General features: G+C 65.4%; 19 protein-coding genes. 11 read left to right on the plus strand and 8 right to left on the minus strand.

Going from position 1 to position 21,829, the window contains the following annotated elements:
- Positions 1 to 148 precede the first annotated feature (148 nt).
- Positions 149 to 2,962, plus strand: coding sequence for a preprotein translocase subunit SecA (gene secA / locus ACN0RC_RS01820; RefSeq protein ID WP_417508343.1), 2,814 nt, complete (start codon positions 149 to 151; stop codon positions 2,960 to 2,962).
- A gap of 46 nt (positions 2,963 to 3,008) precedes the next feature.
- Positions 3,009 to 4,235 (plus strand): pyridoxal phosphate-dependent aminotransferase, encoded by a 1,227-nt coding sequence (locus ACN0RC_RS01825; RefSeq protein WP_417508344.1) that lies wholly within the window; start codon positions 3,009 to 3,011, stop codon positions 4,233 to 4,235.
- Here the strand turns inward: ACN0RC_RS01825 and ACN0RC_RS01830 are convergent.
- Positions 4,159 to 5,415, minus strand: a complete 1,257-nt coding sequence (locus ACN0RC_RS01830) for an AAA family ATPase (RefSeq protein ID WP_417508345.1) — start codon at positions 5,413 to 5,415, stop codon at positions 4,159 to 4,161. The genes ACN0RC_RS01825 and ACN0RC_RS01830 overlap by 77 nt on opposite strands.
- Positions 5,412 to 6,032, minus strand: a complete 621-nt coding sequence (locus tag ACN0RC_RS01835; RefSeq protein ID WP_417508346.1) for a hypothetical protein — start codon at positions 6,030 to 6,032, stop codon at positions 5,412 to 5,414. Before ACN0RC_RS01835 ends, ACN0RC_RS01830 begins: the two co-directional genes overlap by 4 nt.
- Positions 6,033 to 6,130: 98 nt before the next feature.
- Here ACN0RC_RS01835 and ACN0RC_RS01840 point away from each other — a divergent pair, with 98 nt between their 5' ends.
- Positions 6,131 to 6,403, plus strand: a complete 273-nt coding sequence (locus ACN0RC_RS01840; RefSeq protein WP_417508347.1) for a helix-turn-helix domain-containing protein — start codon at positions 6,131 to 6,133, stop codon at positions 6,401 to 6,403.
- On the opposite strand, the gene ACN0RC_RS01845 is transcribed toward ACN0RC_RS01840, so the two are convergent.
- Complete coding sequence (locus tag ACN0RC_RS01845) at positions 6,400 to 6,990, minus strand: hypothetical protein (RefSeq protein WP_417508348.1); 591 nt, start codon at positions 6,988 to 6,990, stop codon at positions 6,400 to 6,402. The genes ACN0RC_RS01840 and ACN0RC_RS01845 overlap by 4 nt on opposite strands.
- Before the next feature lie 123 nt (positions 6,991 to 7,113).
- Here ACN0RC_RS01845 and ACN0RC_RS01850 point away from each other — a divergent pair, with 123 nt between their 5' ends.
- Together ACN0RC_RS01850 and ACN0RC_RS01855 are read left to right on the plus strand one after the other, a co-directional pair.
- Positions 7,114 to 7,500 (plus strand): Rv3235 family protein, encoded by a 387-nt coding sequence (locus ACN0RC_RS01850; RefSeq protein ID WP_417508349.1) that lies wholly within the window; start codon positions 7,114 to 7,116, stop codon positions 7,498 to 7,500.
- 28 nt (positions 7,501 to 7,528) lie between these two features.
- Positions 7,529 to 9,013 carry a sensor histidine kinase gene (locus ACN0RC_RS01855; protein WP_417508350.1) on the plus strand — a complete coding sequence of 495 codons (1,485 nt, stop codon included), beginning with the start codon at positions 7,529 to 7,531 and terminating at the stop codon, positions 9,011 to 9,013.
- A gap of 39 nt (positions 9,014 to 9,052) precedes the next feature.
- Here the strand turns inward: ACN0RC_RS01855 and ACN0RC_RS01860 are convergent, their stop codons facing one another.
- A complete protein-coding gene (locus ACN0RC_RS01860) occupies positions 9,053 to 9,301 on the minus strand; it encodes a WhiB family transcriptional regulator (RefSeq protein ID WP_017203224.1) in 249 nt (82 codons plus the stop codon).
- A gap of 208 nt (positions 9,302 to 9,509) precedes the next feature.
- Between ACN0RC_RS01860 and ACN0RC_RS01865 the strand changes: the two genes are divergently transcribed.
- Entirely contained in the window at positions 9,510 to 9,929 is a 420-nt protein-coding gene (locus ACN0RC_RS01865) for a hypothetical protein (protein ID WP_417508351.1), read from the plus strand.
- Here ACN0RC_RS01865 and bcp read toward each other — a convergent pair whose 3' ends face one another.
- Genes bcp through aroA form a run of 3 tightly spaced genes read right to left on the minus strand, consistent with a single transcriptional unit; the run spans position 9,930 to position 12,811 of the window.
- Positions 9,930 to 10,406, minus strand: a complete 477-nt coding sequence (gene bcp, locus ACN0RC_RS01870) for a thioredoxin-dependent thiol peroxidase (protein ID WP_417508352.1) — start codon at positions 10,404 to 10,406, stop codon at positions 9,930 to 9,932. It abuts the gene before it with no gap.
- Between the two features lie 9 nt (positions 10,407 to 10,415).
- Entirely contained in the window at positions 10,416 to 11,486 is a 1,071-nt protein-coding gene (rsgA, locus tag ACN0RC_RS01875; RefSeq protein ID WP_417508353.1) for a ribosome small subunit-dependent GTPase A, read from the minus strand.
- A complete protein-coding gene (gene aroA, locus ACN0RC_RS01880; protein WP_417508354.1) occupies positions 11,483 to 12,811 on the minus strand; it encodes a 3-phosphoshikimate 1-carboxyvinyltransferase in 1,329 nt (442 codons plus the stop codon). The genes rsgA and aroA overlap by 4 nt, the downstream gene beginning before the upstream one ends.
- 67 nt (positions 12,812 to 12,878) lie before the next feature.
- Between aroA and ACN0RC_RS01885 the strand changes: the two genes are divergently transcribed.
- From ACN0RC_RS01885 to ACN0RC_RS01895, 3 genes are read left to right on the plus strand one after another with little or no spacing between them, the layout of a single operon-like run.
- Positions 12,879 to 13,541: a sigma-70 family RNA polymerase sigma factor gene (locus ACN0RC_RS01885; protein WP_417508355.1), complete on the plus strand. Its 663-nt coding sequence runs from the start codon at positions 12,879 to 12,881 to the stop codon at positions 13,539 to 13,541.
- Complete coding sequence (locus ACN0RC_RS01890) at positions 13,538 to 13,777, plus strand: zf-HC2 domain-containing protein (RefSeq protein ID WP_417508356.1); 240 nt, start codon at positions 13,538 to 13,540, stop codon at positions 13,775 to 13,777. The genes ACN0RC_RS01885 and ACN0RC_RS01890 overlap by 4 nt, the downstream gene beginning before the upstream one ends.
- A 47-nt stretch (positions 13,778 to 13,824) precedes the next feature.
- Positions 13,825 to 15,117, plus strand: a complete 1,293-nt coding sequence (locus tag ACN0RC_RS01895; protein ID WP_417508357.1) for a GNAT family N-acetyltransferase — start codon at positions 13,825 to 13,827, stop codon at positions 15,115 to 15,117.
- A gap of 14 nt (positions 15,118 to 15,131) precedes the next feature.
- On the opposite strand, the gene ACN0RC_RS01900 is transcribed toward ACN0RC_RS01895, so the two are convergent.
- Complete coding sequence (locus ACN0RC_RS01900; RefSeq protein WP_417508358.1) at positions 15,132 to 18,809, minus strand: multifunctional oxoglutarate decarboxylase/oxoglutarate dehydrogenase thiamine pyrophosphate-binding subunit/dihydrolipoyllysine-residue succinyltransferase subunit; 3,678 nt, start codon at positions 18,807 to 18,809, stop codon at positions 15,132 to 15,134.
- 167 nt (positions 18,810 to 18,976) lie between these two features.
- On the opposite strand from ACN0RC_RS01900, the gene ACN0RC_RS01905 reads away from it, so the two are divergent.
- A complete protein-coding gene (locus tag ACN0RC_RS01905; RefSeq protein ID WP_417508359.1) occupies positions 18,977 to 20,431 on the plus strand; it encodes a GuaB1 family IMP dehydrogenase-related protein in 1,455 nt (484 codons plus the stop codon).
- A 220-nt stretch (positions 20,432 to 20,651) separates the two neighbouring features.
- Positions 20,652 to 21,620, plus strand: coding sequence for a hypothetical protein (locus ACN0RC_RS01910; protein ID WP_417508360.1), 969 nt, complete (start codon positions 20,652 to 20,654; stop codon positions 21,618 to 21,620).
- Positions 21,621 to 21,829 lie beyond the last annotated feature (209 nt).

A 21,829-nucleotide genomic window follows, 5' to 3' on the forward strand; every position in this document is an offset into this window, starting at 1 on the left:
CGAACGGGTATGCCAGCATCCGATCTGACGCGGTGGCGTGTCCTGTGCAGGCGACGTGCGGGTCACGGGCCGGTAACATAGCGAAGTATGCCCGGCGCCGAAGCCCGATCTGGGTGGCTGGGACCTTGACCCCACAGGGAGACTAAAAGTGGCGAATCCTCTTGAGAAGCTGCTGCGCGCAGGAGAAGGACGAATCCTCCGCAGGTTGAATCAGGTCGCCAAGGCCGTGAATGCACTCGAAGAGGACTTCGAGAAACTCACCGACGACGAGCTTCAGAACGAGACGACCGCACTGCGCGCGAGATACGACGGCGGTGAATCCCTGGACAAGCTGATGCCGGAGGCATTCGCAGCCGTGCGTGAAGCCGGCAAGCGAATTCTCGGCATGCGTGCGTATGACGTGCAGATCATGGGTGGAGCAGCCCTGCACTTCGGCAACATCGCCGAGATGAAGACCGGTGAGGGCAAGACGTTCACGGCTGTCTTCGCGATGTACCTCAACGCGATCGCCGGCAAGGGCGCGCACCTGGTCACGGTCAACGACTTCCTCGCGAGCTATCAGGCCGAGCTCATGGGGCGTGTGTACCGCGCACTCGGCATGACCACCGGAACGATCGTCTCCGGGCAGACACCGGCGGTCCGTCGCGAGCAGTACCTGTGCGACATCACCTACGGCACCAACAACGAATTCGGCTTCGATTATCTGCGCGACAACATGGCGTGGCGCAAGGAAGACCTCGTTCAGCGCGAGCACTTCTTCGTCATCGTCGATGAGGTCGACTCGATCCTCATCGACGAGGCCCGTACACCGCTGATCATCTCGGGGCCCTCGTCAGGTGAGGCCAACCGCTGGTTCACCGAGTTCGCGAAGATCGCTCGCACACTCGAGGCGGGCGAGGACTACGAGGTCGACGAGAAGAAGCGCACGATCGGTGTGCTCGAGCCCGGCATCGAGAAGGTCGAGGACTACCTCGGCATCGACAACCTCTACGAGTCCGCCAACACGCCGCTCATCTCGTTCCTCAACAACTCGATCAAGGCCCTCGCGCTGTTCAAGAAGAACACGGACTACGTCGTTATGAACGACGAGGTCATGATCGTCGATGAGCACACCGGCCGCATCCTCGTCGGCCGCCGCTACAACGAGGGCATCCACCAGGCCATCGAGGCGAAGGAAGGTGTTCCGGTCAAGGCCGAGAACCAGACCCTCGCCACGGTCACGCTGCAGAACTACTTCCGTCTTTACGAGAAGATCGGCGGAATGACGGGTACGGCTGAGACCGAAGCCGCCGAGTTCATGTCGACGTACAAGCTCGGTGTCGTGCCGATCCCGACGAACAGGCCGATGATCCGCAAGGACAAGGCCGACCTCGTGTACAAGAACGAGACGGTGAAGTTCGAGCAGGTCGTAGAGGACATCGCCGAGCGCCACGAAACCGGGCAGCCGATTCTCGTCGGCACCACCAGCGTCGAGAAGAGCGAGTACCTCTCACGCCTCCTGGCGAAGAAGGGCATCAAGCACGAGGTCCTCAACGCCAAGAACCACGCACGCGAGGCCGAGATCGTCGCTCGTGCCGGTCGCCTCGGCGCGGTCACCGTCGCCACGAACATGGCAGGTCGCGGTACCGACATCATGCTCGGCGGTAACGCGGAGTTCCTCGCGGTGCAGGAGCTCAGAGGGAGGGGCCTTGACCCCGCAGAGACGCCTGACGAGTACGAATCGGCCTGGGACGAGACGTACGAGCAGATGAAGTCAGTCGTCGCCGAAGAGAGCTCGAAGGTGATCGAAGCAGGCGGCCTCTACGTGCTCGGCACCGAGCGCCACGAGTCGCGCCGAATCGACAACCAGCTGCGCGGTCGATCGGGTCGTCAGGGTGACCCGGGTGAGAGCCGCTTCTACCTCAGCCTCACCGACGACCTGATGCGCCTCTTCCAGTCGGGTGCGGCCGAGGCGATCCTCGCGAGGACGAACTTCCCCGATGACGTTCCGATCGAGTCGGGGCTGGTCTCGCGCGCCATCCGCAGTGCGCAGTCGCAGGTCGAGTCGCGCAACGCCGAGATGCGCAAGAACGTCTTGAAGTATGACGACGTTCTCAACCGTCAGCGTGAAGCGATCTACACCGACCGCCGTCATATCCTGCAGGGCGATGACATCGCGGACCGCGTGCAGCACTTCATCGAGGACGCCATCACCGGCGTCGTCACCGACCACACCGGCGAGGGCCACACCGAGAGCTGGGACTTCGACGCGCTCTGGACAGAGCTGAAGACCCTCTTCCCGGTCAGCGTCACCATCGACGAGGTCGTGGCAGAGGCCGGTGGCCGCAAGGGCGGCATCACGACCGATGGCCTCACCCGTGAGCTGCTCTCCGACGCCAAGATCGCGTACGAGAAGCGCGAGGAGACCCTCGGCGAGGCGGCGACCCGTGAACTCGAGCGACGCGTCGTGCTGCAGGTGCTCGACCGCCGCTGGCGCGATCACCTCTACGAGATGGACTACCTCAAGGACGGCATCGGGCTTCGGGCCATGGCGCAGCGCGATCCGCTGATCGAGTATCAGCGCGAGGGCTACGCGATGTTCCAGTCGATGATGGGGCAGATCAAGGAAGAGTCAGTCGGCTACCTCTACAACCTCGAGGTCGAGGTGCGCAGTGCCGAGGACTCGCAGACGACCGAGGTCGAAGCCAAGGGGCTCGTCACCGATGGCGGCGACCAGCGCCTGGAGTACTCCGCTCCCAACGACGCCGGTGACGTCGAGGTGCGCAACGAGCGCGGTCAGGTGCAGCAGTCCGCCACTGACCGGGTTCGCAAGGCCGCCGAGGCCGCCGCAGCCTCCGGTGGCGCAGCGCCCGCACCGCAGCAGGAGGCGCCTCGAGGCGCCTTCGGCCAACGGACGGATGCTCCGGCCGCGGCACCGCAGAATCGCGAACAGCGTCGAGCTGCGGGCAAGAAGAAGAAGTAGATCTGACGTGAGAGGGCCTACCGGCGAGAGCCGGTAGGCTTTTTCAATGACTCCCATGCGCACCTTCGACCAGTCGTCGAAGCTGAAGAACGTCCTGTACGAGATTCGCGGTAAAGCGCTCGTCGAGGCGGCGCGCCTGGAAGCGGAGGGCCACAACGTCCTCAAGCTGCACACCGGTAACCCCGCGATCTTCGGTTTCGAGGCTCCGCACCAGATCGTGCACGACATGCTCGCAGCGTTGCCGACCGCGCACGGGTACAGCGACAGCAAGGGGATCATCTCTGCGCGTCGCGCCGTCGTCAGTCGGTACGAAGAGGTGCCCGGCTTCCCGCAGTTCGGGCCAGAAGACGTCTACCTCGGCAATGGTGTGTCCGAGCTCATCACTATGACGATGCAGGCATTGCTCGATGAGGGCGATGAGGTGCTCATCCCGGCTCCGGACTATCCGCTCTGGACGGCGATGACCAGTCTCGCTGGAGGCGACCCCGTGCACTACGTGTGCGATGAGGAGAGCGGTTGGAGCCCTGATCTCGAGGACATTCGCTCGAAGATCACGCCGAAGACCAAGGCGATCGTCATCATCAACCCCAACAACCCCACCGGTGCCGTGTATTCACGTGAGGTGCTGGAGGGGATCGTGCAGATCGCCAGGGAGCATCAGCTGCTGCTGCTGTCCGACGAGATCTACGACCGCATCCTCTTCGATGATGCCGTGCACATCCCGACGGCGACGCTCGCACCGGATCTGCTCTGTTTGACCTTCAACGGTCTCTCCAAGACGTATCGTGTTGCGGGCTACCGGTCTGGCTGGGTCGTGATCACCGGCCCTCAGCGTCATGCGAAGGGCTTCTTGGAGGGCATCACCCTTCTCGCCTCGACACGCTTGTGCCCGAACGTCCCCGCCCAGCACGCCGTGCAAGCAGCCCTCGGCGGTGTCCAGTCGATCGGCTCCCTCATCGCTCCGACAGGACGTCTGCATGAGCAGCGAGACATCGCGTGGAAGGGGCTCGAGTCGATCCCCGGAATCTCTTGTGTGAAGCCGCAGGGAGCACTGTACGCATTCCCGCGGCTGGATCCTGAGGTGCACCAGATCCACGACGATGAGAAGTTCGTCTACGATCTGCTGGTCGCCGAGCGGATTCTGCTCGTGCAGGGGACCGGGTTCAACTGGCCGACCCCTGATCACTTCCGTGTCGTCACGCTGCCGGAGCCGCGCGTCCTCGGCGAAGCCATCGAGCGGCTCGGGAACTTCCTCGCGAGCTATCGGCAGTAGCCCGTGTGAGCACGGGTGCCGGAGCGGGATCGAGGCGCTCTGCGAGCCTGCGCACGGCAGTGACCAGTGCGGAGCGCGGGGTGACGTCGGCCATCGTGCGACCGTGCAGCAGCGCGGCATCGGCGGCTCGCTGGTCGAAAGGCAGGAACGTGACATCGGTGATGCCGGCGAACCGTTCGAGCGAGCGGCGGATCTGACCCCGCGCATCGATGCCCAGGGGGCCGGGACGCACCTTGTTCGCGACCACGGCGATACGGGGGAGCGGGCCGACCAGATTGCGCAGTTCCGCGTGATCGCGCAGAAAGCGTGAGATCGACAGTGGGTCAGCGGCGGTGACCGCGACGATGACGTCGGCTTCTCGCAGAACGGCGGTCGTCGAGGCATGCCGGCGCGGACCGAGGAGGTCATCGGAGACCTCCTCGTAGGAATCGAACGAAGCCGCGACGTCGACCACTGTCACATCGGCCCAGTCGCGACACACGCCCAGCGTCGTCTTCATGCGATCGGCGGAGATCTCCGGCCAGCGCGAAGGACGATTGATGCCGGCGAAGACGTTGAGGCCACCGGATGCCGTCTCAACGGCCGAGGCGAGGCGACCGAGCTCTGCGGCGTCCAGGCCGCCGAACTCCGCACGGCGGCATGCGGCAGCAAGACCTGGTGCGTCGTCGCCCAGGCCGAGCAGCAGGGCGAGCGAGGGTGCCACAGTATCGGCGTCGATGAGCGCGCACTGATGTGCGGTGCGCGAGAGTTCAGTCGCGAGCTGGATCGCCACTGTGGAGCGCCCGGGGGAGCCGTGCGAGCCCCAGACCGCGATGATGCGGCGCTGCGATGCCGGGGCCGACGCCGTGGGAGCCGGAGCGTCTTCGGAGAGCGCATCCGCGATCTGCCATGCGTCGGAGTCGTCGGGCAGTGCTTCAGGCAACCCGTGTCGGCTGAGCAGTCGGGTTTCTGCTGCGCCGAGGGTGACGATGCGTACGCCAGCCATGTCGCAGGCGGCGATGAGGTCGCCGCTGAGGGCCGCTCGAGTCGCGGGAAGGATGATGGCATCAGCACGAGTGAGCAGCGCGCTGGGCACCTCTCCGGGAGTCGCGATTCCGACGACCTCGATTCCGGTGCGCTCCAGATCTGCGGCGATCTCGGATGCGCGCGGCTCGGGGAGCGCGATCAGCGCGGAGGTCATGACCCGGATCCTCGCGGTACGACCGACAGCGCCGCACCATCGGTGACGGCCGCCAGGACCTCGGCGATATCGGCGCGGTCGATGACGACCTCGACAGCGGCGCTTCGCTGTGCCAGCATGCCGTCGCTGTCTGGCACCGACGCGACGACGGCGTCGGCTGCGAGGATGCGCGGTGCGTCGAACTCATCGGTATCGCCCATCACCGGCGAGTACCAGAGCTCCACCGGCGTGCCGACGCCGATGTGCTCGGGGAGGCCGATGCTGCTCTCGATGACGATGTTGGTCGTGCGACTGCTCTGCGCATCAGCCGTCGCCACCGCTGGCAGCAGCTCGCCGGAGCCCACCGTGCGCGATGCGATCAGCCCGGCCTCGAGGTCTTGCGGAGCCATGTACTCCTTGGCCGCTGCGCCGAGGCTGACCTCGACGACGCGGAAATCGTCTGAGGTGAGGGGTGCACCCTCTACGACGGTGCGGTTCGCCTGCAGCACGGGGGTCGTATCGCGTGCCGTCGATACGACCAGCCAGACTCCGACGATGGAAAGGATGACCAGCGCGATACCGATGAGGAACCGGATATCACTCCAGAAAGCGTGCCGGGCACGCGGATGCGTCGTCATGAACACATCGTCACAGAATCTGTGGAAACGGCTCAGAAGTTATCCACAGGGTCGCGGGGCGGTATAAGCGGACGACTGCGGGAGGCCACAATGGGTACATGGCCGATTCGCCCGCATCTGCTCCTCGATTCCTCGCGCCCGCGCAGGTTGCCGAGCTGCTCGACATCGAGTTGGACGAGGTCATGTCGCTTGTCGTCGAGGGACGACTGCGCGGCGCTCGACTCGGTTCTCCTGCGCGCTGGCGGGTAGAAGAGGCGAGCATCGCCGACTACCTCGCGGAGCAGACCGAAGATGCCAGACGGACTGCTCTGTGGCACCAGGCCGATGATGCGAGCTTCCCCGAGGTGTGGGGACACCAGCCGCGCTCCTAGAACGTCGCGCTCGAGGTTCGCAGCCACGTCACCGCGCTGAACGGCACCAGCCGGAACGCCCGCACGGCGTGAGCGTGCCGGGCCTGGCCCGCATCATGCACGGCGAGGTCGAGATGGTCTTCACCAGCCCGATCAATCGTGCCGTGCACCGTCTCTCCGTCGGTCAGGCCGATCCGAAGCGCCAGCCGGCGCCGAGCGAGATCTCGCAGGAGAAACCCGAGCGTCATGCGATCACGGATGCCGTCTGGTGCGACTGCGCGGTCATCGAGTGTGTCGAGAATCGCGCCGTGATGAGTCTCGATGCTCGAGACCGCGTGCAGAGGAACGATGAGTGCGCTGGGGGAGTCGACGGTCTGCACCGCCAGCCAGTCCGCCCCCATCGCGCGAAGGCGTCCGGAGCAGCGCTCGCCCCCTGCGATGTACAGGGTGAGGGGAGCGTCGGTCTGGTGCAGCATCCGCACACGAGCGCGGAGGGTCAGCTTCGCGATGCGCAGCCGTTCGGCTTCGGCATCCAAAGCGGCGCGCTCGGCCTCCCATTCGCCGGCGAGCTGGCCCTCGAGGTCTTCGAACAGTCGATCCCAATGCACATGACGAGCGTAAAGGACGGCGCGGGGGCCTCTACGGGTTATCCACATCTTTCGTGATCACCCCCACGCGGAGGACCTGACGCGTGCTCTACTGGCATGCGTTCCAGACCGAGAGTGATCACGATGATGCTTCAAGAGTATTTTGCCCCGCAGCCGACATCGACGTCTGCCCTGCCGAGCCCCACTCCGTTGATCCGGAGCCTCACCCAGGGTGTTCTCGAAGTATTCGCCGGCGTCCGTGAGATCGATCAGTTGGCACGCTGGTTCAGCGAGGAAGCATTCCGCAAGCTCGGCGCTCGCGCCAACCTCGCGGCTCGGGCGCGCAGTGCGCGCGGCACGGCACCGGTGCGACCTGTGTTCGAGATCCTCTCGATCCGCGAGACGGTGCCCGCCGACGGAATCGTCGAGGCTGTCGTCATCGTCGCCGGTCCCGGCCGAACGCGCGCAGTGGCGATTCGCCTCGAAGGGCTGGATCGCCGTTGGCGCGCCACGTCGTTCGCTGTGCTGTAGCGGTGCGTGTGCTGAGTAGGCTTGAAGGGTGTCAACCCTCAGTGATCTCGTCCATGCCCAGGGCTGCTTGACCGACGATGACGTCGAATGGCTCCACCGTCTCACCGGTGACGGTCAGCTTCTCGCCGATCTGGCTTCTGCTGACATCGTCATCTGGGCAGCGACGAACGATGGTTCTTTCGTTGCGGTCGCTCACACGCGCCCCAGCGGCGCCGCCACCCTGTTCTACCGCGACATCGTCGGTGAGCGGGTGCGCCCGCAGTGGCGCACCCAGGTCCAGGGCGCTTTCGATGCCGCCGAGATCGTCGATTCCTCGTCTCCGGACTGGTTCGAAGAGACACCGACACGGGTGCGGGCCGTGCCGATCATCCGGGTCCGCCGCCGGAGCGGCGATGAGCCGACGGTGATCGGTGTCCTCACCAGGCACACGAACCTCGGAGAGGTGCGCACGCCCTCGCGTCAGCAGATCACTTTCGATGAGTGCGCCGATGATCTGTTCCGGATGATCTCCTCCGGTGAATTCCCTGATCTCACCGCGCCGACCTCACCACGGCGCGGTGCACCGCGCGCCTCTGACGGTCTGATCCGCATCGACGTAGACGGCATGACCACTTTCGCGAGCCCTAACGCGCTCTCCGCCTTCAATCGCATGGGCTTCGACGACGAGCTCGAAGGGGAGTCGCTCGCCGAAGTGACAACCCGCATCCTTCCGGCCACGAGGCAGGTCGACGAGTCTCTGCCCGTGGTCGTCACCGGCCGTGCTCCCTGGCGCACTGACATCGAGGCGCGAGGTGTGACGGTGTCGCTGCGTGCGATTCCCCTCAAGGATCACGGCACGCGCATCGGCGCGATCATTCTCTGCCGTGATGTCAGTGAGCTGCGCCATCAGGAGCAGGAGCTCATCACCAAGGACGCAACGATCCGTGAGATCCACCACAGGGTGAAGAACAACCTGCAGACGGTGGCATCCCTGTTGCGCATCCAGGCGCGCCGCACGCACTCAGACGAGGCTCGGGATGCCCTTACCCAGGCCATGCGCCGGGTCGACGCTATCGCCGTCGTGCATGACACTCTCGCCCAGGGGCTCACTCAGAAAGTCGACTTCGATGAGGTCTTCCATCGAGTGCTCAAGCTCGTCGCTGAAGTCGCCGCGGCCCCCAACACGCGTGCACGCACACATTCGACGGGACGCTTCGGCGTGTTGCCGAGCGAGTACGCCACCCCTCTGGCGCTGGCGCTCACAGAGGTCGTCACGAACGCCGTGGAGCACGGCCTCGCCGGCAAGGAAGGCAGCGTGACCATCGATGCCGTGCGCACGGACGACAACCTGCATGTCTCGGTGCGGGACACCGGTCACGGTCTGCCCGAGGGGCGCATCGGCCAGGGGCTGGGTACGCAGATCATCCGCACCCTGATCCAGGGAGAACTCGGCGGCACGATCGACTGGCGCGGCAGCGAAGGCGAAGGCACCGAGGTGTCGATCGATATCCCGACGCGCTGGCTCAACAAGTAGAGCGCAGCCAGCGCCTCGGGCGATCGGTCGTGCTGAGACTCAGGAAGCGCGGCGTGCGCGAGCAGCGCGGCGCTTGAGTGCGCGGCGCTCGTCCTCGGACAGGCCGCCCCAGACGCCCGAGTCCTGGCTGGTCTCAAGGGCGTACTGCAGGCAGATCTCGGTCACCGTGCAGGTGGCGCAGACAGTCTTCGCCTTTTCGATCTGGTCTACGGCCGGGCCGGTGTTTCCCACGGGGAAAAACAGCTCGGGGTCGACGGTAAGGCAGGCGGCTTTGTCGCGCCAATCCATAGTGGCTCCTCGGTATGGGGTGATTGGTGAGCGATCGCGTTGCGACGACTCATTTCGTGCAACGAATCGGGAATCGTCGCTCATCTGTAGTGCGAGCGGTTGCTCGCCCCACGCCGCTGTGGGAGCACATGACTGTTAACATTGTGTGACAGTACGGGTACAAAATCAAGGCTTTTCTGCCGGTATCCGAGAAATCCCAGGAGGCACTGTGACAGATCAGAGCGTGCGGTCGCCTGCGCTTGCCACGGCAGCCGCAGGGGTCCTTGCGATCGAGGGAGCCGTTCTGGTCGTGTTCGTGCTCATCGACCTCTTCGAGCTCGGCTCCGGCGAGGCCGCGTCTCTGCCGACGGCGATCGCCCTCATCGTGTTGATTCTGATCGGCGCCGGGGCACTTTTCGCGTTCGCTGCGGGTACCCGTCGAGGGTTGATGTGGGCGCGTTCAGGCGGAGTGGTGCTTCAGGTGCTCGCGATCGCTCTCGCCCTGGCATCCCTTACGGTGCAGCCGGTCGTATGGGCGTTCGTGTTCGGTGTCGGAATCCCCGGGCTCCTCGGCTTCATTCTGCTGATCGCGTCCACTCGCAAAGAAGCGCGCGTCGTAGCCGAAGCAGACGAAGACAGCGAAAGCTGATCAGTTGTCGAGACCGAGTGTCTTGCGAAGCCGAGCCACGTGACCGGTGGCTTTGACGTTGTACTGAGCGAGGGTGATCACGCACTCCTCGTCGAGGACGAAGGTCGAGCGGATGACGCCTTCGGTCACCTTGCCGTAGTTCATCTTCTCGCCCCAGACGCCGTATGCGGTGTGAACGGCGTGATCGGGGTCGCTCAGCAGCGTGAAGGTGAGGCCATCGCGCTCACGGAACGTTGCGAGCTTCGTCGGCTCGTCGCGGGACACTCCGACGACACGGTAACCGGCGCCCTGCAGCGACGAGATACTGTCGCGGAAGTCGCAGGCCTGCGTGGTGCACCCGGGAGTCATCGCAGCGGGGTAGAAGTACAGGATCGTCTTCTGGCCGCGCAGGTCGGACAGGCTGACAGAATTGCCGTCCTGGTCGAGGAGCGTGAATTCAGGGGCAGGGGTTCCGGGGGCAAGGCGCAGATCAGTCACGCCCCCAGCCTACTTGGCGTCTCGACCCTCGTGCTTGTCGGCGAAGGTCTGCAGCAGACGCTGCAGTGAATCGAGTCGGGAGAGCTCCGCGGGGTTCAACTCGCCGTTTTCCGCTGCCTCGATCAGCGCACAGTCGGGAGCATCTGCCAGATGGGTGCATCCGCGCGGACAGCGCTGGGCGATCGCGGCCAGCTCGGTGAACGACGCGAGAATATTCGACGTGTCGACATGACCGAGACCGAACGACCGAACCCCGGGTGTGTCGATCACCCAGCCGGTGCCCGCTTCGCTCTCATACCGCAGCGATACGGTGGACGACGATGTGTGGCGACCTCGACCGGTCACCTGGTTCACGTGCCCCGTCGCGCGTCCGGCTGTGGGGACGAGCGCGTTCACGAGCGTCGATTTTCCGACGCCTGAGTGCCCGACGAAGACGGTCGAGTGGCTGATGAGCGACGCACCGATCTCATCGATGGGCATCGTGTCCTGCGCGCTCGTGAACACCCGCAGGTCAAGACCTGCGAAGTGCGTGAGGAACTGCGTCGGGTCTGCCAGGTCGGTCTTGGTGACGACGAGAAGAGGGCGGATGCCGGCATCCAGAGCCGCGACGAGATAACGATCGACGAGGCGCGGACGGGGTTCCGGGTCTGCCGCGGCGACCACGATGAGCATCTGGTCGGCATTGGCGACGATCACACGTTCGACCTGATCGGTGTCGTCTGCACTTCGGCGCAGCAACGACGAGCGATCTACGATCCCCACGATCCGTGCCAGCGTCCCTGTCGTGCCGGACATATCGCCGACGACACGGGCCTGGTCCCCTGTGACGATCGGGCTGCGGCGCAGCTCTCTGGCGCGCGTGGTGGTTATGACGCGCTCGTCCGGGGTGTCTTCGTCGACCATCACGCTGTAGCGACCTCGGTCGACGCCTAGGACACGGCCGATCTCGGCGTCGTCATGCGCAGGGCGGCGCTTGGTGCGGGGCCGGTTCGCTTTGGGATTCGGACGGGTGCGGATGCTGCTCTCGTCGAAGTCCTCGAATCCATCGTCGAGGTCATCATCGGGAGGGAGCCAGCTCACGCGTTGGTGCCTTCTTCCAGCATCCGCTCCCACAGCTGTGTGAACTCGGGAAGCGTCTTCGCGGTGGTGCCGATGTCGTCGATCACGACGCCGGGCACGCGCAGGCCGATGAGCGCACCGGTGGTGGCGAGTCGGTGATCGTGGTACGCACCCCATTCGCCGCCATGCAGCGGGCGCGGGATGATGCGCATGCCATCGGGCAGCTCTTCGATCTCGCCGCCGAGAGCGGCGAAGTTGTTGATGAGCGCTGCGATGCGATCTGTCTCGTGCATGCGGATGTGACCGATGCCGCGGATCGTGGTGGGCCCGTCGGCGAATGCCGCAAGACCGACGATCGTGGGGGAGAGCTCGCTCGCGGCGGACAGGTCCAGGTCGAGTCCGCGGATGTGGTCGCCAGCGCGCACCGTCATGGTGCCGCTGTGACGGCTCACGTGTGCCCCCATGGCCTGGAGGATCTCGGGCAGCAGCGCGCCGGGCTGGGTGGAATGCAGGGGCCAACCGGTGATCGATACTTCACCGCCGGTCACCATCGCCGCGGCGAGGAACGGCGCAGCGTTGGAGAGATCCGGCTCGATCGCGATCTCTTTCGCGCGCGGAACGCCGCTCTCGACGAGCCACTCGCCCGTTGCCGGACGCTCGATGCGGATGCCGCGACGGCTCAGCGCCTCGATCGTCATGTCGATGTGGGGGAGGCTCGGCAGATGCTCACCGGTGTGCACGAGATGCAGCCCGACGTCGAAGCGGGGAGCGGCCAGCAGGAGTCCGGAGACGAACTGGCTGGATGCGGAGGCATCGATCTCGACGCGACCGCCGCGGATGCGCCCGTGACCGCGGACGGTGAACGGAAGCGACCAGGTCCCCTCATCGTCGATATCGACGCCGAGGTCGCGGAGGGCCGTGATCATCGCCCCCATCGGTCGATGCAGAGCGTTCGCGTGTGCGGTGAGGTGCACATCCTCGCTGGCAAGGCCGGCCAAGGGTGCGATGAAGCGCATGACGGTACCGGCCTGACCGCAGTCGATCGTGCTGTCGCCGCGCAGAGGAGCGGGGGTGATCAGCAGATCAGGGCCGAACTCGCCGTGGCCCTCTACCTCTTCGATCGTGATGCCGAGTGCGCGAAGCGCCTCGATCATCCGGCGCGAGTCATCCGAGTGGAGGGGGGCGGTCAACCGGCCAGGCCCATCGGCGATCGCGGCGATCACCAGCTCTCGATTGGTGAGTGACTTCGACCCGGGAATCGTCACGGTCGAGTGCACAGCGCCGGTGACCGCGGGTGCGTCGTACGCGCCAGCGGTAGGGGACGGGGAATACGTTGTGTCGCTCATCGGTTTCAACCATAGTGAATGGCCCTGTGAACGCCGCGGCCATCGAAACCCTGAGAAAGGAGTGGTGATGACTGCGACGCTGGAACGTCGTGTGGAAGACACCGTCGGCCTAGACTGGCCGGTGATGGATGACATGACCCCCGCAGACGCCACGAGCACCGCTCAGCGCGAGTTCGAGGAACAGGCGATCCCCTTCATGGATCAGCTGTACGCCGCAGGTATGCGCATGACGCGCAATCCCGCCGATGCTGCAGACCTCGTTCAAGAGACCTTCGTCAAGGCATTCGCGTCGTGGTCGTCATTCACTCAGGGCACGAACCTCAAGGCGTGGCTCTACCGGATCCTGACGAACACGTACATCAACATCTACCGCAAGAAGCAGCGCGAGCCCTATCAGGGCACGATCGACGAGCTCGAAGACTGGCAGATGGGCGGTGCGGAATCGACGACGGCGTCGCACAGCCGCTCCGCCGAGGCAGAGGCGATCGATCGGATGCCGGCATCGGTTGTCAAAGACGCGCTGCAGGAGGTCCCCGAGGACTTCCGACTGGCCGTCTACCTGGCAGACGTCGAAGGCTTCGCCTACCAGGAGATCGCCGACATCATGAAGACCCCTATCGGCACCGTGATGAGCCGTCTGCATCGTGGCAGGCGGATGCTTCGCGAGTTGCTGGCCGATTATGCCGCTGAGCGAGGAATCGCCACGGCGAGTACGAGGAGCACGAAATGAGCGATTGCGGCTGCGACAAAGCGCGTCAGGACCTGGAGGAGTACCTCCGCAACGAGGTATGCAAGACCCAGCACTCCGTGCTCAAGGAGCACATCGAGAACTGCCCGGAGTGCCGGGATGAGGCGCTGGTCGCGAAGACCCTGACCGAGGTCGTCGCTCGCGCCTGCAAGGAGAGCGCTCCGGAGGAGCTGCGCGATCAGGTTCTCGCTCGACTCCGCGTGGCTGCCGCGCACTGATCTTTTCGGGCGGGCGGGCGGACTGTGGCGTCCCATAGGCTGGGACGATGACCGACGCACGCCAGATCCCCGTCGACCCCGAATCCTTCGAGCGCCTGGCAGGTCAGCAGCTGACCTACCGCACGATCGATGCCTCATCTCCGGCTGATGCCGAAGCGTTCGTCCGCGCGGATGCGCGCGGGTTCTTGGACGCGGACCCCGCGGCCGACGTCGTCGAGGCGGATGCTGCGGCGATCGCCGATCGTCGCAACGTCGGCGTGTTCGAAGCCGGCGCCGCTGAGGGCTCCTGGCCGGTCGCGACGGTGAACTCCTGGCTCACACCTCTGACGATCCCCGGCGGCGAGATCGATATGTGGGCCATCAGCTCCGTCACGGTGTCCGGTACCCACCGGCGTCGTGGCATCGCACGAGCACTCCTCGAAGGCGAACTGCGCTCTGCGGCAGCATCCGGCACCCCGGTTGCGGGCCTGACCGTCTCGGAAGCGACGATCTACGGTCGCTACGGGTTCGCTCCTGCCGTTCCGATGGCCGCGATGACCATCGATACCCGCCGTGCCGGCTGGGCGGCTGGCGCCCCCGCCGGACGCCTGGAGTACCTGGACAAGGAGGCGCTGCGCGACAACCTTGCTGTTCTGCACGAGGTCGAGCGCACTCAGCGCTCCGGCCAGGTTGCCGGATGGGAGCGCCGCTGGGATCGAATCGCGGGGCTTGCGCCGGGGAATCCCTCGGCGGCTGCGGTTCGCGGTGTGCGCTATCTCGACCAGCACGGCGCGGCACGGGGAGTGCTCGCCTACACGCTCGCCGAGATCCCCGGAGCCTTCCGGTTCGAGTTGAAGATCTCGCTGCTGACAGCGGTAACTGATGAAGCGCTCGTCGCGCTGTGGGGTTTCGCGCTGCAGCATGACCTCGTCGACAAGGTGACCGCTGATCTGCGGCCCACCGACGATCCGCTGCCGTGGCTCGTGAAGGACCCGCGCGGCGTCGACGTGCGGGTGCATGACCACGGCTGGCTGCGGATTCTCGATGTGCGCGCGGCGCTGGAAGCGCGCACGTACCGCACACCGCTCGACCTCGTGCTGCATATCGAGGACCCGCTCGGGTTCACGAGCGGAACCTGGCGACTGACCGTCGCAGACGGCCGCGCGAAGGTCGAGGCATCGGATGCTGCGACCGCAGACGCGACCCTCGACATCGGCACGCTCTCCGCGATGTACGCCGGGGGAGTGAGCGCGAGGGAGCTGCTTGCCGCGGGGCGGCTGACGACGACAGCAGAGATCGCCGCGTCGCTCGACGACGCCTTCCGCGCTGTCCGGGCGCCCGCCCTCAGCATCTGGTACTGAGGACGGGCGGCGGATCAGTCGAGCGTCAGAGAGCGCTTGATCAGGTCTGCCTGCTCGATCGCGTGAACCTTGGACGACCCCGTTGCCGGTGACGCCGAAGCGGTCCGGGAGATGACGCGGAAACCGCGCTCGCGGACCTTCGCGAACTCGAGGGCCAGGAACGGCCACGCACCCTGGTTCTCAGGCTCATCCTGCACCCAGACGAGCTCAGCATCGGGGTACGAGTCGGTGATCTTCCTCAGCGCATCGAGCGGCGTCGGGTAGAGCTGCTCGAGACGCACGAGAGCGATCTCCGGGTTCGGGTTCTTGTCGAGCTCGTTGCGCAGATCCCAGTGGATCTTGCCGGAGTGCAGCAGCACGCGCTTCACCGAAGCACGGGTCAGCTCGCGGTTGTCGTCAATGACCGGCTCGAAACGACCCTGGGTGAAGTCTTCGACGCTGCTGGTCGCACCGCGCAGTCGAAGCATCGCCTTCGGGGTGAAGACGATCAGCGGCTTGCGGGGGCGGGCGTAGGCCTGACGGCGCAGCAGGTGGAAGTACGACGCGGGAGTCGATGGGCGAGCGACGATCATGTTCTCCTGCGCGCACAGCTGCAGGAAGCGTTCGATGCGGGCAGATGAGTGGTCAGGGCCCTGGCCCTCGTAGCCGTGCGGGAGCAGGAGCGTGACGCCGGACTGCTGGCCCCACTTCTGCTCAGCAGCAGAGACGTACTCGTCGACCACAGCCTGAGCGGTGTTCGCGAAGTCGCCGAACTGCGCCTCCCACAGCACCAGTGCTTCAGGCGCCTCGACAGAGTAGCCGTACTCGTACGCCATGGTGGCGTACTCGCTGAGCAGCGAGTCGTATACGAAGAAACGACCCTGGCTCTCAGAGAGGTTGGCCAACGGCAGCCATTCCTGACCGTTCGCACGGTCGTGCATGACGGCGTGGCGCTGCACGAAGGTGCCGCGCCGGGAGTCCTGGCCGGCCAGGCGCACGGTGGTGCCCTCGGCGAGGAGCGAGCCGAAGGCGAGGAGCTCACCGAAGCCCCAGTCGATGCCTCCCGACTTGGTCATCTCGACCCGCTTGTCCAGCAGCTGCTGGATCTTCGGATGCACGGTGAAGCCTTCCGGCTTGTTGGCGAACGCCTCGCCGATGAGACCCACGATCTCGTGGGAGATACCGGTGACTTCGGGTTCGCCCACGACCTCGTCCACGGGAGAGAGCTCAGGCGCGATCGGTGTCGCCCCGGTCTCGGCCGCGTGGGTCTCGGCGAAGGCGACCTCGAGACGGCTCTGGAAGTCGTCCTTGGCCTGCTCGTACTCTTCTTCGGTGATGTCGCCGCGTCCGACGAGAGCTTCGGTGTAGAGCTTTCGCACCGAGCGCTTCGCCTGGATGAGATCGGTCATCAGCGGCTGCGTCATCGAGGGGTCGTCGCCCTCGTTGTGGCCGCGTCGGCGGTAGCAGACGAGGTCGATGACGACGTCCGAATGGAACCGTTCGCGATACTCGAAGGCCAGGCGAGCGACGTGGATGACCGACTCGGGGTCATCGCCGTTGACGTGGAAGATCGGCGCCTGGATCGTCTTTGCGACGTCGGTCGCGTAGACAGAGGTGCGCGCATCCGTCGGCGTCGTGGTGAAGCCGACCTGGTTGTTGACGACCACGTGGATGGTGCCACCGGTGCGGTAGCCCCGCAACTGCGACATCTGCAGAGTCTCGACGACCACTCCCTGGCCGGCGAATGCTGCGTCGCCGTGCACGAGGACCGGCAGCCAGGAGAACGTGCCGATGGGCTTGCGGTCCTGCTTGGCGCGGACGATTCCCTCGAGCACGCCATCGACCGTTTCGAGGTGGGAGGGGTTCGCTGCGAGGTACACCGGCAGTTCGGAGCGATCATCTGCGATGAAGGTGCCCTCGGTGCCGAGGTGGTACTTCACATCTCCGGAGCCGCGCTGGTTGCCCGGCGTCTGGATGCCTTCGAACTCGCGGAAGACCTGTCCGTAGGTCTTGCCGGCGATGTTGGTGAGCACGTTCAAGCGGCCACGGTGGGCCATGCCGATCGCAGCGCCGTCGAGCCCTGCAGTGGCAGCGCCCTGCAGGACCTCATCGAGCAGCGGGATCAGCGATTCGCCGCCCTCGAGCGAGAAGCGCTTCTGGCCGACGAACTTCGTCTGCAGGAAAGTCTCGAACGCCTCGGCTTCGTTGAGCTTGCGGAGAACGCGCAGCTGCTCGTCGTGACCGGGCTTCTGGTACTTGACCTCGAGCTTCTCCTGGAACCAACGCCGCTGCTCGGGGTTCTGGATGTGCATGTACTCGATGCCGAGCGTGCGGCAGTACGAGTCGCGCAGAACGCCGAGGATGTCGCGCAGCTTCATCACACGCTTGCCGCCGAAGCCGCCGGTGACGAATTCGCGGTCGAGGTCCCAGAACGTCAGACCATGGCTTTCGATCTCGAGGTCGGGGTGCGAGCGCTGCACGTACTCGAGCGGGTCGATGTCGGCCATGAGGTGGCCGCGGACGCGGTACGAGTTGATGAGCTCCTGCACGCGTGACTGCTTGTCGACGCGCTCAGCGAGGTCGACGGCGATGTCAGCGTTCCAGCGGATCGGCGCGTACGGGATGCGCAGCGCCGAGAAGATCTCCTCGTAGAAGCCGCGCTGGCCGATGAGCAGCTCGTGCACCTTCTTGAGGAACTCGCCCGAACCCGCACCCTGGATGACGCGGTGGTCGTAGGTGCTGGTGAGCGTGATGGTCTTGCCGATGCCGAGCTCGGTGAGCGTCTTCTGGCTGGAGCCCTGGAACTCGGCCGGGTACTCGAGCGCACCGGCGCCGATGATGCAGCCCTGGCCGTTCATCAGACGCGGCACGGAGTGCACGGTGCCGATACCGCCGGGGTTCGTCAGAGAGACGGTCGCTCCGGCGTGATCTGCGGCGGTGAGCTTGTTGCCCCGCGCACGGGTGACGAGGTCTTCGTATGCCGCGAGATACTCGGTGAAGGTGAGGGTCTCTGCACGCTTGATGCTGGGCACCATGAGCGCGCGAGTGCCATCGGGCTTGGGAAGATCGATCGCGATTCCAAGGTTGACGTGGGCCGGTGCGACGACAGACGGCTTTCCGTCGATCTCGGCATACGACACGTTCTGGCTCGGGAACTCCTTGAGTGTCTTGATCAGCGCCCAGCCGATGAGGTGAGTGAAGCTGACCTTGCCGCCGCGCGAACGCGCCATGTGGTTGTTCATCACGATGCGGTTGTCGATCATCAGCTTCGCCGGGATCGTGCGGACGCTCGTGGCGGTGGGGATCGTCAGCGACTTGTCCATGTTCGTCGCGAGCGTCTTGGTCAGACCTCGAAGCGGCGTGACCTGGTCGGAATTCTCGTCGTTGGGATCTTCCTTCGGTGCAGGCTTCGGAGCCTGCGCAGGAATCGGCGCCTGCTTCGCAGGCTTGGCAGTGGTCCTGGCGACGGGCTGCGATCCGATGACCGGAATAGGAGCTGTCACTGGATGCTGGTCGTTCGAAGCGTTCACCGTGGGGGAGGCGGGAACAGCGACTGCGGCATCCGGTGCGTAATTCTCCAGGATCGGCCACCACTCCTTGTCTACGGAGTTGCGATCAGCTTTGAACTGCACATACAGCTCGTCGACGAGCCAGGAATTGGCTCCGAAATCTCCGTCGTCCGAACCCCCGACGCCGGCTGTTTGGCCTGCCACGCGCTATCGCCCTCTTTCATCGCTGAAGATCTGTCGACGCGCAAAATCCTCGGTTTTCCCAGGGATGCGCGTTCTGCCTACTAGCCTAACGTGTTCTGCCGCGCGGGAACGTGCGGCGACGCACCGACACAGGCACGAAGAAGCGACGAGAAAGCTACCGTGTAGTTATGAAGTTCGTCAGTGAGCAGCCCGCTGTAGATCTCACCTATTCCGATGTCTTTCTCGTGCCTCGGCGGTCAGGAATCACGAGTCGCCTCGAAGTCGATCTCGCCCCTCACGACGGGACGCCTGCGACCATCCCGCTGGTGGCCTCGAATATGAACTCCGTCACCGGGCCCAGGCTCGCTGCTGTGCTCGCGCGACGTGGGGGGATCGGCATCCTCCCGCAGGACATGCCGCTGCAGGAGCTGGATGCTGCGATCCGCGATGTCAAGGCGCAGCCGGTGGCGTGGGACACGCCTCTCGTGCTGTCGCCAGCGGCCACCGTGGCTGACGCGCGGGAGCTGCTGCCGCCGGTGAGCGGACACGGTGTGGTCGTCGCGGAAGGGACGGGGCGGATCGAAGCATCCGAGATCGCCGGCATCCTCTCGGCTTCACGCCTTGCCACCGCACTATCGGATGCCCGCCTCGGCGACCTCGTGCACGCAGGGACTCCTTCACTCGATGCAGAAGACGCCGCCGACGCCCGCAGCGCATTCGACGTCATCACTGAGACCGGTGCGGAGCTCGTCACGGTGACCGACCGCGGCCACCTCGTCGGCACGCTGAGCGCTCGCAGCGCACTGCGGTCCACTCTCTATGCACCCGCGACCGACTCGCACGGGCGCCTCGCGGTCGGGGCGGCGATCGGCATCAACGGCGACGTCGCCGCGAAGGCCCGCGCCCTGGCTGCTGCCGGGGTGGACGTGCTCGTCGTCGATACCGCGCACGGTCATCAGGAGAGCATGCTGCGTGCGCTCGCCATCGTCGCGGGGCTGGACCTCGGCATCCCTCTGGTTGCGGGCAACATCGTCACGGCCGACGGCGTGAACGATCTCGTCGAGGCGGGAGCGACGATCCTCAAGGTCGGCGTCGGACCCGGCGCGATGTGCACCACCCGCATGATGACCGCGGTGGGACGCCCGCAGTTCTCCGCAGTGCTCGAGACAGCGCAAGCAGCTCGGGAAGCCGGTGCGCACGCGTGGGCCGACGGGGGAGTGCGCTACCCGCGCGATGTCGCTCTCGCGCTCGCGGCAGGCGCGGCATCCGTCATGATCGGCTCCTGGTTCGCTGGCACGCTCGAAGCTCCGGGGCGGTTGCAGGCCGATGACGAAGGCCGCATCTACAAGGAGTCGTGGGGGATGGCATCGACGAAGGCCGTGCAGGCGCGGTTCGGGCGCCTCGACGCCTATGAGCGCGCGCGCAAGGAGCTGTTCGCCGAAGGGATCTCCTCATCGAAGATCTACCTCGACCCGCTGCGTCCTGGCGTCGAGGATCTGCTGGACATGATCACTTCGGGTGTGCGGTCGTCGTTCACCTATGCGGGAGCGGCGTCTGTGCCGGAATTCCACGAGCGTGCGCTGGTCGGGCGTCAATCGGCTGCGGGATACGAAGAGGGCAAGGCGTTGCCCATCAGCTGGTAGCGCGCGCTGTTGGGTCGCGCTTCGCGCTGCTGTTTCTTGTCTCGCGCTGCTGTTTCCTGTTCGCGCCGCTGAAGTTTGAGGAGCGCGAACAGAGAATGACAGCGCGAGCGGGAGCGACTCGCCGTGCTGACTCGTTCTCCACAGAACGCGATATCGCTCGGGTTGTTCGAGAGTGCGCCTGGCGATCCGGATGCTGTCGTGACTGTGTCAGCATCCAGGCATGGTGATGCAGACCGAGCACCCGATCATCGTGCATCGTCGACGCGAGCGCGACGGCGGACCCCTGAACGATCGGAAGCTCAAGCAGCGGGTGCGCGAGGGCGTGTTTCAACGCGTCATCGCAGGCAGTTATGTGCGCGATGCGGAATGGAAGCGATTGACATGGATGCAACAGCACCTCGTACGGGTCCTTGAAGTTGCAGACCGTGCGCGGGGCCCGCTTGTCTTCACGCACAGCGCCGCCGCAGCCATCCACGCGATCGATCGGATCGGTCGGTGGCCGAACCCAGTGGACGTGCGCATCGCGCAGAGTACCGGCGGCCGGTCATCCGGTGCTGTCCGCCGCCGCGCGCTGGGATTCGGTGGCGTGGATCTGCTCGAGTGGCGCGGGCACCTGGTCACCTCGCCGGCGCAGACAGCGGTCGATCTTGCAGCAGAAGGAAGTTTCACCGCCGGGGTCATCGCGTTCGACCAGGCGCTGTGGGCGAGAAGGGGAGGCGGTCCACTCGCTGCGCGCGAAGCTGTTCTGAGTGCGCTCGAGGTGAATCAGAGACGCGGGTACGCGCGAGTGCCGATGGCGATCGACTTCAGCACGAGTCTCTCCGACTCTGTCCGTGAGAGCGAAGCCAGAGTGCTGCTCGACAGGTTGGGGTTCCCGAAGCCCGTGCTGCAGAAGGAGTTCCATCCTCCGGGCGGGAAGGTAGCGAGATCGGACTTCTATTTTCCGGACCAGGACCACGTGGGCGAGTTCGACGGCACGGGGAAATACTTCGATGCTGACATCCTCAACGGACGTACTCCCGAGCAGGCGCTGCTCGAAGAGAAGGACCGCGCGGACGCGCTCCGTCGACAGGTGTCGGCTCTGTCACGGTGGCGGACTCCGGATCATCGGGATCCGGCTCGGCTCTACAGCATCCTCACCGCTGATGGGCTGCCATCTCGCTTTCCGCCGCCGCGCAGGCGTTCTTAACGCGCTTCGCGCGGCTATTCGCTGTTCGCGCTGCTGAAGCTTCTGCCGCGCGAACAGCGAATGACAGCGCGAGCCAGGAAACAGCAGCCCGAGCCGGGAAACAGCAGCGCGAGCGCCCTCCCCGAAACTCACAGCAAAAGCAGAAGGGCGCGGCGGAGGGATCGGTAGAATCATAGGCACCATGGACGACCCTCCCAGTTGTAGTACTT

It is taken from the genome of Microbacterium sp., assembly GCF_048259935.1.
Taxonomy (GTDB): domain Bacteria; phylum Actinomycetota; class Actinomycetes; order Actinomycetales; family Microbacteriaceae; genus Microbacterium.

Excerpts from the sequence above, each read along its gene's own strand:
- ACN0RC_RS01860 (WP_017203224.1), bottom strand. The coding sequence starts at position 9,301 with ATGGATTGGCGCGACAAAGCCGCCTGCCTTACCGTCGACCCCGAGCTG.
- ACN0RC_RS01885 (WP_417508355.1), top strand. The coding sequence starts at position 12,879 with ATGACTGCGACGCTGGAACGTCGTGTGGAAGACACCGTCGGCCTAGAC.
- aroA (WP_417508354.1), bottom strand. The coding sequence starts at position 12,811 with ATGAGCGACACAACGTATTCCCCGTCCCCTACCGCTGGCGCGTACGAC.
- ACN0RC_RS01840 (WP_417508347.1), top strand. The coding sequence starts at position 6,131 with ATGGCCGATTCGCCCGCATCTGCTCCTCGATTCCTCGCGCCCGCGCAG.
- ACN0RC_RS01910 (WP_417508360.1), top strand. The coding sequence starts at position 20,652 with ATGGTGATGCAGACCGAGCACCCGATCATCGTGCATCGTCGACGCGAG.
- ACN0RC_RS01905 (WP_417508359.1), top strand. The coding sequence starts at position 18,977 with ATGAAGTTCGTCAGTGAGCAGCCCGCTGTAGATCTCACCTATTCCGAT.
- ACN0RC_RS01825 (WP_417508344.1), top strand. The coding sequence starts at position 3,009 with ATGACTCCCATGCGCACCTTCGACCAGTCGTCGAAGCTGAAGAACGTC.
- ACN0RC_RS01835 (WP_417508346.1), bottom strand. The coding sequence starts at position 6,032 with ATGACGACGCATCCGCGTGCCCGGCACGCTTTCTGGAGTGATATCCGG.
- ACN0RC_RS01850 (WP_417508349.1), top strand. The coding sequence starts at position 7,114 with ATGATGCTTCAAGAGTATTTTGCCCCGCAGCCGACATCGACGTCTGCC.
- ACN0RC_RS01890 (WP_417508356.1), top strand. The coding sequence starts at position 13,538 with ATGAGCGATTGCGGCTGCGACAAAGCGCGTCAGGACCTGGAGGAGTAC.
- ACN0RC_RS01830 (WP_417508345.1), bottom strand. The coding sequence starts at position 5,415 with ATGACCTCCGCGCTGATCGCGCTCCCCGAGCCGCGCGCATCCGAGATC.
- ACN0RC_RS01895 (WP_417508357.1), top strand. The coding sequence starts at position 13,825 with ATGACCGACGCACGCCAGATCCCCGTCGACCCCGAATCCTTCGAGCGC.